The 13,951-nt window shown below is 69.1% G+C and carries 12 protein-coding genes; 3 read left to right on the top strand and 9 right to left on the bottom strand.

The window, feature by feature from the left end:
* The 5 genes from paoC to KY496_RS21370 all read right to left on the bottom strand — a co-directional run bounded on the left by paoC (position 1) and on the right by KY496_RS21370 (position 6,252).
* The gene (gene paoC / locus KY496_RS21390) at positions 1–2,199 is read right to left on the bottom strand and encodes an aldehyde oxidoreductase molybdenum-binding subunit PaoC (protein ID WP_219862339.1); all 2,199 of its coding nucleotides are present in this window, start codon (positions 2,197–2,199) and stop codon (positions 1–3) included.
* A 17-nt stretch (positions 2,200–2,216) separates the two neighbouring features.
* Entirely contained in the window at positions 2,217–3,170 is a 954-nt protein-coding gene (locus KY496_RS21385) for a xanthine dehydrogenase family protein subunit M (RefSeq protein ID WP_219862337.1), read from the bottom strand.
* Positions 3,167–3,823 (bottom strand): aldehyde dehydrogenase iron-sulfur subunit PaoA, encoded by a 657-nt coding sequence (gene paoA, locus KY496_RS21380; protein ID WP_219862335.1) that lies wholly within the window; start codon positions 3,821–3,823, stop codon positions 3,167–3,169. The genes KY496_RS21385 and paoA overlap by 4 nt, the downstream gene beginning before the upstream one ends.
* A 102-nt stretch (positions 3,824–3,925) precedes the next feature.
* Positions 3,926–5,125 (bottom strand): MFS transporter, encoded by a 1,200-nt coding sequence (locus KY496_RS21375; protein WP_219862334.1) that lies wholly within the window; start codon positions 5,123–5,125, stop codon positions 3,926–3,928.
* A gap of 77 nt (positions 5,126–5,202) precedes the next feature.
* Positions 5,203–6,252, bottom strand: a complete 1,050-nt coding sequence (locus KY496_RS21370; RefSeq protein ID WP_219862332.1) for an NAD(P)-dependent alcohol dehydrogenase — start codon at positions 6,250–6,252, stop codon at positions 5,203–5,205.
* A 228-nt stretch (positions 6,253–6,480) separates the two neighbouring features.
* Here KY496_RS21370 and KY496_RS21365 point away from each other — a divergent pair, with 228 nt between their 5' ends.
* Positions 6,481–7,389, top strand: coding sequence for an AraC family transcriptional regulator (locus tag KY496_RS21365; RefSeq protein ID WP_219862331.1), 909 nt, complete (start codon positions 6,481–6,483; stop codon positions 7,387–7,389).
* On the opposite strand, the gene KY496_RS21360 is transcribed toward KY496_RS21365, so the two are convergent.
* From KY496_RS21360 to KY496_RS21350, 3 genes are read right to left on the bottom strand one after another with little or no spacing between them, the layout of a single operon-like run.
* Positions 7,386–9,587, bottom strand: a complete 2,202-nt coding sequence (locus tag KY496_RS21360; RefSeq protein ID WP_229520331.1) for a xanthine dehydrogenase family protein molybdopterin-binding subunit — start codon at positions 9,585–9,587, stop codon at positions 7,386–7,388. The two genes, KY496_RS21365 and KY496_RS21360, sit on opposite strands and share 4 nt — an antisense overlap.
* A gap of 13 nt (positions 9,588–9,600) precedes the next feature.
* A complete protein-coding gene (locus KY496_RS21355) occupies positions 9,601–10,593 on the bottom strand; it encodes a xanthine dehydrogenase family protein subunit M (RefSeq protein WP_219862327.1) in 993 nt (330 codons plus the stop codon).
* A 3-nt stretch (positions 10,594–10,596) separates the two neighbouring features.
* Positions 10,597–11,235: a (2Fe-2S)-binding protein gene (locus KY496_RS21350; protein WP_071360615.1), complete on the bottom strand. Its 639-nt coding sequence runs from the start codon at positions 11,233–11,235 to the stop codon at positions 10,597–10,599.
* A gap of 216 nt (positions 11,236–11,451) precedes the next feature.
* Between KY496_RS21350 and KY496_RS21345 the strand changes: the two genes are divergently transcribed.
* Both KY496_RS21345 and KY496_RS21340 read left to right on the top strand, forming a co-directional pair.
* The gene (locus KY496_RS21345) at positions 11,452–13,014 is read left to right on the top strand and encodes a diguanylate cyclase (protein WP_219862325.1); all 1,563 of its coding nucleotides are present in this window, start codon (positions 11,452–11,454) and stop codon (positions 13,012–13,014) included.
* Between the two features lie 30 nt (positions 13,015–13,044).
* The gene (locus KY496_RS21340; RefSeq protein WP_219862324.1) at positions 13,045–13,242 is read left to right on the top strand and encodes a hypothetical protein; all 198 of its coding nucleotides are present in this window, start codon (positions 13,045–13,047) and stop codon (positions 13,240–13,242) included.
* A gap of 5 nt (positions 13,243–13,247) precedes the next feature.
* Here the strand turns inward: KY496_RS21340 and KY496_RS21335 are convergent, their stop codons facing one another.
* A complete protein-coding gene (locus KY496_RS21335) occupies positions 13,248–13,946 on the bottom strand; it encodes a YjjG family noncanonical pyrimidine nucleotidase (RefSeq protein WP_219862322.1) in 699 nt (232 codons plus the stop codon).
* Positions 13,947–13,951 lie beyond the last annotated feature (5 nt).

The raw sequence follows: 13,951 nt of genomic DNA, 5'->3' as shown, positions 1-13,951 counted from the left end.
TTACGCCAGCGCCGGCATCCGGGCCAGCATCTTGTCGAGCGTGACCGGATAGTCGCGCACGCGCACGCCGGTGGCGTTGTAGATCGCGTTCGCCACCGCCGCGCCGACGCCGCACAGGCCCAGCTCGCCGACGCCCTTGGCCTTCATCGGCGACGTCGTGGGATCGGTCTCGTCGATGAAGATCACCTCCTGGTGCGGGATGTCGGCATGCACCGGCACCTCGTAGCTGGCCAGGTCGTGGTTGACGAAGAAGCCCAGGCGCTTGTCGACGGCCAGGTGTTCCATCAGCGCGCCACCCACGCCCATCGTCATCGCGCCGATCACCTGGCTGCGCGCCGATTTCGGGTTCAGGATGCGGCCCGCCGCGCACACCGACAGCATGCGCCGCACGCGCACCTCGGCCGTGGCGACGTCCACCGCGACTTCGACGAAGTGGGCGCCGAAGGTCGACTGCTGCATCTGCTTTTCCAGGTCGCCATATTCCATGGTGTCCTCGGCCACGATCGCGCCGCCCTTGGCCACCTCGGTCAACGGCACCGCGCGTCCGCCCGCGCGCACCGCGCCATCGATGAATTCGGCCTTGGCGGCGTCCAGCCCCGCCTTTTGCGCGATCTGCTCGCGCAGCTTGACGCAGGCCGCATAGACGCCTGCGGTCGAACTGTTGGCGCCCCACTGGCCGCCCGAACCGGCCGACACCGGATAATCCGAGTCGCCCAGGCGCACGTTGACCCGCTCGACCGGCAGGCCGAGCATCTCGGCCGCGGTCTGCGCGATGATGGTGTAGCTGCCGGTGCCGATATCGGTCATGTCGGTTTCGACCGTCACCTTGCCGTCGCTTTCCAGGCGCACGCGCGCGGCCGACTTCATGTTCATATTGTTGCGGAAGGCCGAGGCCATGCCCATGCCGACCAGCCACTGGCCCTCGCGCACCTGGCCCGGCTGCGCCTTGCGCTTGCTCCAGCCGAAGCGTTCGGCGCCCTGGCGCAGGCACTGCACGTAGCGGCGCTGCGAGAACTTGCGGCCCGCCTTTTCGGGGTCGACCGTGGTGTCGTTGACGATGCGGAAGGTGACCGGATCCATCTTGAGCTTCTCGGCCATCTCGTCCATCGCCACCTCGAGCGCCATCATGCCCGGCGCCTCGCCCGGCGCGCGCATCGCATTGCCCTCGGGCAGGTCGAGCGTGGCCAGCTGCAGGCGGGTCAGGCGGTTGCCGCCCGCGTACAGCAGGCGGGTCTGCTGGACCGCGGTTTCCGGCTGGCCGCCCGGCAGGTCGCCCGACCAGCTTTCGTGGGCGATCGCGCTGATGCGGCCTTCGCGCGTGGCGCCGATGCGGATGCGCTGGATCGTGGCCGGACGGTGGGTGGTATTGTTGATCATCAGCGCGCGCTGCAGCGCGACCTTGACCGGCCGCTTGGCCGCGCGGGCGCCGAGCGCAGCCAGCACCGCCTCGGCGCGCAGGAACAGCTTGCCGCCGAAGCCGCCGCCGATATACGGCGAGATCAGGCGCACGTTGCCGGCCGGGACGCCGAGCGTCTTGGCCAGGTCTTGCTTGCCCCAGTCGATCATCTGGTTCGAGGTCCAGACGGTCACCTTGTCGCCATCCCACGACGCGATCGAAGCATGCGGCTCCATCATCGCGTGCGACTGGTCGGGCGTGGTGTAGGTGGCGTCGAGCTTGACCGGCGCGCCCGCGAAAGCGCCGTCGAAGTCGCCGACCTTCGATTCGGCGTCGCCGGTCTTGGGCGTGACCGCCGCGTTCATCGCCGCGGCCAGGTCGTAGGAGCCGTTCGCCTTCGCGTACTCGACCTTGACCAGCGACGCCGCGGCGCGCGCCTGCTCGAAGGTCTCGGCCACGACGATGCCGACCGCCTGGTGGTAGTGCTGCACTTCCGGGCCGGCCAGCAGGTGGGCGGTGTTGAAGTTGCCCTTGCCCAGCTTGCCGGCGTTCTCATGGGTGACGACGGCGATCACGCCCGGCGCGCGGCGCGCGGCAGCCGTATCGATCGACACGATGCGGCCCTTGGCGATCGCCGCGCCGATGACGTAGCCGTAGGCAGCGTTCGGCGCTGCCGCATGCTGCTCGTAGGCGTAAGGGGCGGAACCGGTGGTCTTGAGCGGGCCGTCGATGCGGTCGAGCGGCTTGCCGACGACCTTCATCTGGTCGATCGGATTGGTGGTTTCGGGTTTGGTGAATTTCATGGTCTCAAGCCTTTCTTTCAGCTCGCACGGGCTTGCGCCAGGATCGCATCGAGCGTGCGCTCGACGAGCAGGATCTTGAATGCGTTGTCGTCGGTGGTGCGGGCGCCGGCCAGCAATTGCGCGGTGGTGGCCTTGCCGCCGCGCGGCAACTGGCTTTCCGCCGCCGGCACGCGCCACGGCTTATGCGCCACGCCGCCCACGGCCACGCGGCCGCTGCCGTCGGGCTGCACCACGGCCGCCACCGAAATCAGCGCGAACGCATACGAGGCGCGGTCGCGCACCTTGCGGTAGTAGTGCTTGCCGCCCAGCGGCTTGGGCAGGGTCACCGCCGTGATCAGCTCACCCGGCATCAAGCTGTGCTCGATGTGCGGCGTCGTGCCCGGCAGGCGATAGAAGTCGGCGATCGGGATCGTGCGCGCGCTGCCGTCGGGACGCACCGTTTCGACCCCTGCATCCAGCAGCTGCATGGCCACCGCCATATCGCTCGGGTGGGTGGCGATGCAGGCGTCGCTCTGGCCCACGATCGCATGGCCGCGCGTGTGGCCGCCGATGGCCGAGCAGCCGCTGCCGGGCACGCGCTTGTTGCACGGCATATTGGTGTCGTAGAAGTAGGGGCAGCGGGTGCGCTGCAGCAGGTTGCCGGCGGTGGTCGCCTTGTTGCGCAACTGGGTCGAGGCGCCGGCCAGCAGCGCGCGCGACAGCACCGCGTAATCCTTGCGCACGCGCGCGTCGGCCGCCAGGTCGGTGTTGCGCACCAGCGCGCCGATGCGCAGGCCGCCCTCCTTCGTCGCCTCGATCTTGTCGAGCGCCAGGCCGTTGACGTCGATCAGGTGGGCCGGGGTTTCGATCTCGAGCTTCATCAGGTCGAGCAGGTTGGTCCCGCCCGCGATGAAGCGCGCGTTCGGGGTCCTGCCGGCGGCGGCCGCCGCTTCGGCCGGGGTCGCGGCCTTCTGGTAGCTGAATGCCTTCATGCCTTGACTCCTCCGACTTCCTTGATCGCGTCGATGATGTTCGAATAGGCGCCGCAGCGGCAGATATTGCCGCTCATGCGCTCGCGGATCTCGTCGACGGACAGCAGCGGTTTTGCGTTCAGGTCGCCGGTCACATGGCTCGGGATGCCCTGGCGGATCTCGTCGATCACCGCCACGGCCGAACAGATCTGCCCCGGCGTACAGTAGCCGCACTGGAAGCCGTCGTGCTTGACGAACGCCGCCTGCATCGGATGCAGCTTGTCGGGCGTGCCCATGCCTTCGATGGTGGTGATCTCGGCGCCGTCGTGCATGATCGCGAGGCTCAGGCAGGAGTTGATGCGGCGGCCGTCGACCAGCACCGTGCAGGCGCCGCACTGGCCCTGGTCGCAACCCTTCTTGGTGCCGGTCAGGTGCAGGTTTTCGCGCAGCGCGTCGAGCAGGGTGGTGCGGGTGTCGAGCGTCAGTTCGCGCGGCTGGCCGTTCACGCGCAGGGTGACCTTGCTGGTCACCGGCGCCGGCGTCTGGGCCGCGCCGGCGGCGCCCTGCCCCGCCGCCTGGGCGCCTGCCAACGGCAGGGCCGCCGCCGTCGCGCCGAGCGCGCCGCCGATCAGGACACCGCGCCGGGTCTGGTTGATATTGGTGGAGTCGTCCATCAGGATTGCTTCCTTCTGTCAGCGGTTAATAAATCTGGTTGATGTTACGGCAAGCCCTTCCCACGATTCATGAAGGACGCGGCATAGGCTTATGTTTCCTGTTCATGAATCGGCATGGCGCGCCGACCGTCCCGCCAGCACGGCCAGCACGGCGGCGGCAACCAGCAGGCTGGCGCTCAGGTAAAAGGTCGCGCGGTAGCCGCTGGCGTCGAACAGCAGGCCGCCCAGGGTCGCGCCAAGCATGATCGCAAGCTGGACCACGGCCACCATCAGGCCGCCGCCCGCTTCCGCATCCTGCGGCAGGGTCTGGGCCAGCCAGGTCCACCAGCCGACCGGCGCCGAGGTGCCAACCAGGCCCCAGATCGCGAGCAGCACGGTCACCGCCGCCGCCGAGTGGCCGAACGCCACCAGCGCGCCGGCGACCGCCGCCATGATCAAGGGCATCGCCACCAGCACCCGGTACAGCCGGTCCTTCAGCACGGCGCCGATCAGGGTCGTGCCGACGAAGCCGGCCACGCCCAGCACCAGCAGCATCAGCGACAGGCTCGCGGCGTGCACGCCGGTGACGCTTTCCAGGAATGGGCGAAGGTAAGTAAATAGCGCGAACTGCCCCATGAACAGCAGGCTCACCGCCGCCATGCCGAGGACGACCGCGGGCCGCCGCAACAGGCGCGGGATGCTGCCGGCCGCCGCGGCGTCAACGGCGCGCAGCGCGGGAAGACTGAACAGCAGCCAGGCGAGCGCGATCGCCGCCACCGGCACCAGGCAGAAGAAGGCGCCGCGCCAGCCGACGATCGCGCCCAGGTAGCTGCCGGCCGGCGCCGCGATGACGGTCGCCAGCGCATTGCCGCCGTTGAGCAGGGCCAGGGCGCGCGGCACGTCGCGCGCCGGCACCAGGCGCATCACGGTCGCCGCCGACATCGACCAGAAGCCGCCGATGGCGACGCCGATCAGCGCGCGGCCGACCATGAACAGGAAATAGTTGGGCGCGAACGCGGCTACCGTGCCGGAGACGACCATCAAGAAGGTCAGGCCCAGCAGCAGGATCTTGCGGTCGAGCCGTCCGACGACCGATCCGAGCAGCAGGCTGGTGACCAGGGCGAAGGCGCCCGAAATCGCGATCGACTGGCCGGCCTGGCCTTCGCTGATGCGCAGCTCGGCCGCCAGCGGCGTGAGCAGGCTGACCGGCATGAATTCGGAGGCGACCAGGGCGAAGGCGGCGAGCGACATCGCCATCACGGCGCCCCATGCCGCAGGCTGGGCCGGCTTGCTGTCGCAAGCGGCGGAAATGGTTGGATTCATGATTGAGAAAACGGGGTTGATGCGGAACGAGCGGCGACGCCGCTCGTGAAGGCCCGCGTAGCGGGCCGGTGAATGGATCAAGCGGCCAGGGTAGCGTTATCGATCACGAAGCGGTACTTGACGTCGCCCTTGAGCATGCGCTCGTAGGCGCCGTTGATGTCGTCGGCGCGGATCATCTCGATGTCGGCCACAATGCCGTGCTCGGCGCAGAAGTCGAGCATTTCCTGGGTTTCCGGAATGCCGCCGATCATCGAGCCGGCGATCGCGCGGCGCTTCGTGATCAGGTTGAACACCTGCGGCGACGGATGCGGCGACTCGGGCGCGCCGACCAGCACCATGGTGCCGTCGCGCTTGAGCAGGTTGAGGAAGGCGTCCAGGTCGTGCGGCGCGGCGACCGTGTTGACGATCAGGTCCAGGCTCCTGGCCTGGGCCGCCATCGCGTCCGCATCCTTCGAGACCACGACTTCGTCGGCGCCCAGGTCCAGGGCATCCTGACGCTTCGATTCCGAGGTGGTGAAGGCGACCACGTGGGCGCCCAGGGCGTGGGCCAGCTTGATGCCCATGTGGCCCAGGCCGCCGATGCCGACGATGCCGACGCGCTTGCCGGGACCGGCGTTCCAGTGGCGCAGCGGCGACCAGGTCGTGATGCCGGCGCACAGCAGCGGTGCCACCGCCGCCAGCTGCTCTTGCGGATGGCGCACGCGCAGCACGAAGCGCTCGTTGACCACGATCTGCTGCGAATAGCCGCCCAGCGTGTGGCCGGGCGCATCCGCGGTCGGGCCATTGTAGGTGCCGACCATATTGTCGCAATAGTTTTCCAGGCCTTCGCCGCAATCCGCGCACGCCTTGCAGCTGTCGACCATGCAGCCGACGCCGACCAGGTCGCCGACCTTGTGGCCGCTCACGTGGGCGCCGACCGCCGACACCCGGCCCACGATCTCGTGGCCCGGCACGCAAGGGTACAGGGTGCCGGCCCATTCGGCGCGCACCGTGTGCAGGTCGGAGTGGCAGACGCCGCAGAAGTCGATGTCGATCTGGACGTCATGGGCGCCGGGCGCGCGGCGGACGATGTCCAGGGATTCAAGGGGTTTGTCGGCGGCATGGGCGCCATAGGCTTTGACTGTCATGAAGTTTTCCGTCAGTGTCGAGTAGTGATCGTGCGTATGTAACGCGATTTGTCAGGGAAGCATGGTAGTCGCAAACTCATGTCGAAAACGAGCCTGAATTTGACTGGGCTTATGAATCCACGTCATGAATTGACTGCCGTGCCCGGTGGACGAGGATACCCCTCGCCTTCACCGCGCAGCGCCACGTTCCACTGGACAGCCACGCCAACCGGCGACACACTATTGGTCATGAACCAGGAATTACTCGACGCCGTGGCCGCCTACGCCCGCGCCCGCGCCAACCGCGACGGCCTGGCGCTCACGCCCATCCCGGGCCTGCGCATGATGTGCCTCGACCAGCCGGGCGACAAGCTCGAATCGACCTACCGGCCGCTGGTCTGCCTCGTGCTGCAGGGCGAAAAGCACCTGCTGGCCGGGCGCCAGGAAAAGCTGTGCGCCGAAGGCCAGGCGATCATCGTCAGCGCCGACCTGCCGGTGACGGGCCAGGTGGTGAGCGCCTCCAGGGAGCGTCCGTATATCGCGCTGGCGATCGAACTCGACATGGCCCTGCTGTCTGAACTGGCCGACCAGATGCGCGAGAACAGGCCAAGCCCGCCCGATCCGGCGGCGACACTGCTGGTCCAGGATGTCGACGCGGCGATCCTCGATTGCGCGCGCCGCCTGATGCACCTGGTCGCGCATCCCGAGGCGGTGGCCATCCTGCATCCCGGCCTGATGCGCGAACTGCATTTCTGGCTGCTCAACGGCGCGCATGGCCGGCAACTGCGCGCATCGATGGCGCCGGAGGCGCATCCGGTGCGGCTGAACCGCGCGGTGGCGCTGCTGCGCCTTTCATACCGCCAGAAGCTGCGGGTCGAGGAACTGGCAGGCGCCGCGTCGATGAGCCTGTCGGCCTTCCACAAACACTTCAAGGACTACACCTCGCTCACGCCGGTGCAGTACCAGAAGCGCCTGCGCCTGATCGAGGCGCGGCGCCTGATGCTGTACGAGGGCGTCACCGCCAACAAGGCGGCGTACGAGGTCGGCTACGAGAGCAGTTCGCAGTTCACGCGCGAGTATGCGCGCCTGTTCGGCGCGCCGCCGCGGCGCGATGCGCGGCGTCCGGCCACCGTTGCGGCGCCGGAACTCGCGGCTTAAAGAACATCTTCGATCCGGATCGGCAGCCGGCGGATGCGTTTGCCGGTCGCGTGATGCACCGCATTGGCGATCGCCGCCGCCACGCCCACCATCGCCACCTCGCCCAGTCCCTTCACGCCGCTCGCATTGAGCCGCGGGTCGGGCCGGTCGATGAAGCCCACGTCGATATGCCCGATGTCGGCATGCACCGGCAGCACGTACTCGGCCAGGTCGGCGTTGAGAAAGCCGCCATAGCGCGGGTCGACCTCGCTGATTTCGCGCAGGGCGGCGCCGATGCCCCACACCACGGCGCCGCGCACCTGGCTGTCGGCCGTCACCGGGCTCACCACACGGCCGCAATCGATCATGCTCACCACGCGCGGCACGCGGATGCGGCGCGTCACCGGCTCCACGCTCACCTCGACGAAGTGGGCGGCATAGCTCATCGACACGAATTCCGGATACACCGGCCCCGCCGGCGCCGGCATGCCGCCCTGCAGGCGGCCGTAGACGGCGTCCGGCTGGCCCGGCGCCTTGCGCCGCACCTCGGCCTCGATGCGCTCGCGCTGCGCCAGCGCCAGCACCTCGGCCGGTTTCAGGACGGGATCATGACCGGGCGCCAGCTGCGCGAGTGCGTCCAGCAGCGCCTGCGCGGCTTCGTCCGCCGCCGGCGCCACGCTGGCCGTGCCCCAGGAGCCGGCGGTCAGGTGCTGCGGCGCGCCGCGGGTGTCGCCGATCTGGATCACCAGCGCCTGCGGATCGACCCGCAACCGGCGCGCCAGCACATTGGCGATCGCGGTGCGCATCCCCTGCCCCATTTCGTGGCCGGCCACCGTGAACAGGATGCGGCCGTCGCGGGTGGCGGCGATGCGCGCGATCGACGGGCTGGTGGCGGCCTTGTAGGCGCCGCAGGCCACGCCCCATCCGATGGCGGCGCCATCGGCCGCCTTCATCGAGGCCGGGCGTGCGTCGCGCCGGCTCCAGCCGAAGCGACGCGCCCCTTCGCGCAGGCACTCGGCCATGAAGCGCGAGGACAGCGGCTTGCCGGTGAGCGCGTCGGCCTGCGTATCGTTGCGCAGCCTGAGTTCCACCGGGTCGATGGCCAGTTGCTGGGCCAGTTCATCCACCGCCGATTCGAAGGCGAACGCCGCCGGATGCTCGAACGGCGCGCGCATATAGCCCGGCGTCTGCACGTCGGTGCGCACCAGCCGCTCGCGGCCGCGGAAATTCGGGATGCCATACAGGCGCGCGCTCATGTCGGCGTACGAGGCCGGGAACAGGTCGTGGCGCGAAGTCTGCTGGTCGGCTTCGTGGATCGCCGCGAGAATCTTGCCGGAGGCGTCGGCGCCCAGCTGGATGCGGTGGCGGCTGGCCGGACGGAAGCTGGCGTCGTGGAACAGCTGGCTGCGCGGCACCACCAGCTTGACCGGCTGGCCGAGCTTGCGCGCCGCCACCGCCGCTAGCAGCGTCTGCATCTGCAGCGAGTTCTTGAGGCCGAAGCCGCCGCCGCACTGCGGCGAGATCACGTCGATGCGCGCCGGATCGAGGTTCAACTGGCGCGCCAGCCCGTGGCGGATCGCCCCGCTGTTCTGCGTGCCCTCGTGGATCACCAGCGTGCCCTTGCGCCATTCGGCCACGGTCGACACCAGCTCGATCGGGTTCTGGTGCTGGGGCGGGTGCAGGTACTCGGCATCGAGCTTGTGGGCCGCGCCGGCGAAGGCGGCGTCGGCGTCGCCCGCCACCTTGTCGGCGAACATCTGCTGCGGCAGCAGCGAGCCCTGTTGCGGCACGATGTCCCTGGCCGGCGCGTCCAGCGTCACCTGGAATGGCTGTTCTTCATACTTCGCCCGGATCAGGGAGGCCGCTTCGAGCGCCGCTTCCAGCGTATCGGCCACCACCAGCGCGATCGGCTGGCCCCGATACGCGATTCCTGACTCCAGCATCGGCTGCATGCTCTGGAAGGCGAAGCCGCCGCCCAGCACGTGGCCGGCCGGCTTGTACTCGCCCATGTCGGCATGGGTCAGCACCAGCCGCACGCCCCCTACCTCACGCGCGGCCCGGGTATCGATGGAGCGCACTTCGCCGCGGTTGGTGGTGGACACCGCCAGCGCCGCATGCAGCATGCCGGGCAGCGCCTGGTCGGCCGCGTACAGCGCGGCGCCGCGGACCTTGTCGCGCGCGTCGATGCGCAGCTGGTTGGGGAAAACGGACTCATTCATATTCATGCTCATGTCAAATCCTTTGTGCGGCGGTCAACAGGGCGTCGGCCACCGTGCGTGCGCCGAGCTCGATGCGAAAGGCATTGTGGCGTCCGGCCCTGGCGTCCGCGAAGGCGGCGAAGCCGGCCGCCAGCGCGGTCTCGACCGTGAGTTCGCGGCCGGCCAGGCCCTGCTCGGCCAGGTGCGCGCGCCACGGCTTGGTGGCGACGCCGCCGAGCGCGATGCGGGCCTGCACGACCCGCTTGCCGTCCATCGTCAGCGCCACGGCGGCGGAACTGAGGGCGAAGGCATACGATTCGCGGTCGCGGATCTTGTGATAGGTCGAGGCGCGCCCGAGCGGCGTGACCGGCACCCGGATGCGGGTGATGATCTCGCCCGGCGCCAGGGTGGTCTCGAGGTCGGGCCGGTCGCCCGGCAGCCGGTGCAGCGCCTCGATCGGGATGCTGCGCACGCCGTCCGGGCCCAGCACGTCGAGCACGGCGTCGAAGGCAACCAGCGCGACCGCGAAGTCGCCGGGATAGGTGGCGATGCAGCTCGGGCTCGTTCCCAGCAGGGCGTGGCCGCGGTCGATGCCGCCAAGCGCCGCGCAGCCGCTGCCCGGCGCCCGCTTGTTGCAGGCGAACGGTTCGCCGCCGCGGAAATAGGCGCAGCGCGTGCGCTGCAGCACGTTGCCGCCCAGGCTGGCCATATTGCGCAGCTGCTGCGAGGCCGCGCGCCACAGTGATTCGGACAGCGCCGGATACTCCTTGACCAGGCGCGCGTCGGCCGCCACGTCGCTCATGCGCGCCAGGCTGCCGAATATCAGCTCGCGCGCGCCGGACGTGTCGAAGGCGCGCAATTGTTCGATCGCGTTGATGTCGACGATGGCGGGCGGACGCTCGACGCCGAGCTTCATCAGGTCGTACAGGGTGGTGCCGCCGGCCATCAGGCGCGCTTCCGGATAGGCGGCCATGGCTTGCACGGCCTGCTCGGGCGAGCGCGCGCGGATCAGGGTGAATTCACGCATGGCTCATGCCTTTCCCATCTCGCCGGCGACCTGGCCGATGGCGGCCACGATGCCGTTGTAGGCGCCGCAGCGGCACAGGTTGCCGCTCATGTACTCCTTGATGCGTTCCGGCGAACCCGCGTTACCCTCGCGCACGCAGGCGATCGCCGCCATGATCTGGCCCGGGGTGCAGTAACCGCACTGCAGGGCGTCGTGGTCGATGAAGGCTTGCTGCATCGGGTGCAGGCTGCCGTCGGGCCGCTGCAGGCCCTCGATGGTGTCGACCCGGCGGCCCTCGAGCTGCAGCGCCGGCGTCAGGCACGCCACCACGCGGCGGCCGTCGACGTGGATGGTGCAGGCGCCGCACTGGCCATGGTCGCAGCCCTTCTTGGCGCCGGTGAGCGCCAGCCGCTCGCGCAACAGGTCGAGCGCCGACGTCCTGGGGTCGACCGTCAGCGCGCGCTGCTGGCCGTTGACCACGAAGCTGAGCGGCACGCCGCCGGCGTGGACTTCCGGCGCGGCATCCGCAGGCTGGGCCTGGGCCGGGGCGGCGTTGGCGGCACCGCTCGCCGCGGCCACCGACAGCACCGACAGCACGAACTCGCGCCGGTTGACCTGTGCGCCATGGGCAGTCGGGATGGATGGATCGGGGCCGGTCGTCATGGCGAACTCCTTCTGTGTGGAATGGGGTATTGCCGGGAATGTAGACCAAGCGTCCCGCTCACACGAGCCGCACGAAAAGAAAAGGCAACAACTGCGCAGGATCAGGCAAGCGGGGGCGCGCCGGCGCAGTCCGGCGACAGGGTTTTCTTTCTAATGGCACAATTTTTGGACAGCATTGCTACCTTATGCATCGCAACCCTGTTTTGGCGAGGCGCATTGAATTCTTCCACCGACAGCCTGGATAACCACGTCGAACGCCTGAGCGGCAAGCGGCGCCCGGTCGTGCGCCTGGTGGTGGCGGCCACCGCCCTGGGCTGCAGCCTGCTGGTCGCCTTCGCGGCCTGGTTCATCTGGTCGTCGCGGCACACGCAGATCCAACAGACCGAAGTGGCGACCTCGAACGTGGCGCGCATGGTCGGCGTCCAGGTCGAGACCGCGATGAAGGCCACCACCATGGCCCTGGCGAACGTGGTCGAACGGGTGGAGCACGACGGCACCGACGCGGCCGCGCTGAAGCGGCTGCAGGCCCACCTGGTCGTGCTGACCAGGACCACGCCCGAGCTGCACGGGATCTTCGTGTTCGCCGCCGACGGCCGCTGGCTCGCGTCCTCGCTGACCGGCACGCGCCAGGGCGACAATTCGGACCGCGCCTATTTCGAATACCACCGCACCCATGCCAGCCGCAAGATCTACGTGGGGCATCCGGTCAAGAGCCGCTCCACCGGGGTCTGGGTGCTGCCGATCTCGCGCCGCATCGACCACCCCGACGGCAGCTTCGCCGGCGTCGCGCTGGTGACCCTGAAGGTGAATTTCTTCGAACGCATCTACGACGAGCTGGACGTCGGCAAGACCGGCACGGTGCTGCTGGCGCTGGAAGACGGCACGGTGGTGTACCGCCGCCCTTTCGACGACAAGCTGATCGGCACCAACCTGGCGGGCGGCGTGGTGTTCAAGGCCGTCAAGGAGAACGCGGTCGGCTCGGACTTCCTGGTTGCCCGGATCGACAATATCGAGCGGCTGTACAGTTACCGGCGGGTCGACGACTTCGCCTTCGTGATCGCCGTCGGCCAGACCAGGGCCGAGCTGCTCGGCCCCTGGAAACGGGCGAGCCTGCTGATCGGCGCGGCGGTGCTCCTGATCGCCGCCACGTTCGCCGTCTTCGCCCGCAAGCTGATCCGGCAATTCATCATCCGCGACCGGCTCGACCAGAAGCTGCGCGCCTATTCGCAAGACCTGCGGCGCGACAATCTCGGCCTGCAGGAGCTGGCGCATACCGACAAGCTGACGCGGCTGGCCAACCGGCGCCGCTTCGACGACGTGCTCGCGCACGAGCTGCGCCATGCGCGGCTCGCCGGCACCCCGACCGCCCTGCTGCTGCTGGACGTGGACTACTTCAAGAAATTCAACGACCGCTACGGCCATCCGGCCGGAGACGCCTGCCTGCGCGAGGTGGCCCGCATCCTGGCGGCCCAGGTCAACCGCAACCGCGACCTGCCGGCACGCTACGGCGGCGAGGAATTCGCGGTGATCCTGCCGGATACCGAACTGGCCGGCGCGATGGCGGTGGCGGAACGGCTGCGCCATGAGATCCAGGCCCTGCAGCTGCCGCACCAGGACTCGCCGGCCGGCGTCGTCACGGCCAGCATCGGCGCCGCCGTGCTGGTCCGGGCTTCCGGCGGCGATGCCGACCCGGGAGAGCTCATCGCACACGCCGACCGGCATCTGTACGACGCCAAGCATGCGGGCCGCAACCGGGTCGCCGGCGGCCTGGCGGAATGAAGCGGCGCCCGCGCTAGCGCGACGCCGTCGATGAACGTGGTGGCCTGGAATGGCGCGATCGCGGGCGGCGGCCTGCTCGGCGGTTTCCTGCTCGACCGCTGGGGCGCCGCCTCGTTCCCGTGGTCGACCGCGGCGCTGGCGGCGCTCGGCTTCGCGATCGCCTGGTCGAGCGGCACGCATGGCTTCCGGCCGGGCGCGCGCTCGGGCCCGGCCGTCGCCGGGCATTGAGCCGCTCAGGCGGCCAGGCCGCGCAATGAAGCGACGATATCGTGCAGGCTGGCGACTTCGCAGCTCGGGATCGCCTGCGAGTCGTTGGCCAGGCGGCCGGGATTGAACCAGCAGCTCTCGATGCCGAAACGGTTGGCGCCGAGGATGTCGGCGTCCAGGCGGTCGCCGACGATCACGGTCTCGTGCTTGGCGAAGCTGCGCGCCATCTTGCTGGTGAACTCGAAGAAGCGGCTGTCGGGCTTGGCGAAGCCGCAGGCTTCGGAAGTGGCGACGAAGGACAGGTGGGGCTGCAGCCCCGAGCTGGCGATGCGGCGGTGCTGGATCTGGTGCGCGCCGTTGGTGATGATGCCCACTTCGCCGATGCCGGCCAGGGTGTCGCACAGCTGGGCGGCGCCGTCGACCAGCACCACGGTGTCGGCCAGCGATTCCACGTACAGGTCGCTGGCGCGCTGCGGATCGATCTCGATGCCGTTGTCCGCGAAGGTCTTGCGGAAGCGCTCGACCTTGAGGAAATCCTTGGTGACGGCGCCTTGTTCAAACAGGCGCCACAGCGCGAGATTGGTCGCCTGGTATTGCTGGAACAAGGCGCCGACCTGCTCGCGCACGCCCAGTTGATCCATGGTGCGCATGAACGAGCGCTGTTCGGAGGCGCGGAAATCGAGCAGGGTATCGTCGAGGTCGAACAGGAAGAGTCGGTGTTTCATTACGT

The sequence above is a fragment of the Massilia sp. NP310 genome, from assembly GCF_019443485.1.
GTDB lineage: Bacteria > Pseudomonadota > Gammaproteobacteria > Burkholderiales > Burkholderiaceae_D > Telluria > Telluria timonae.
The sequence above is the reverse complement of the archived record's forward strand: the minus strand, read 5'-3'. Positions and strand labels throughout refer to the sequence as shown.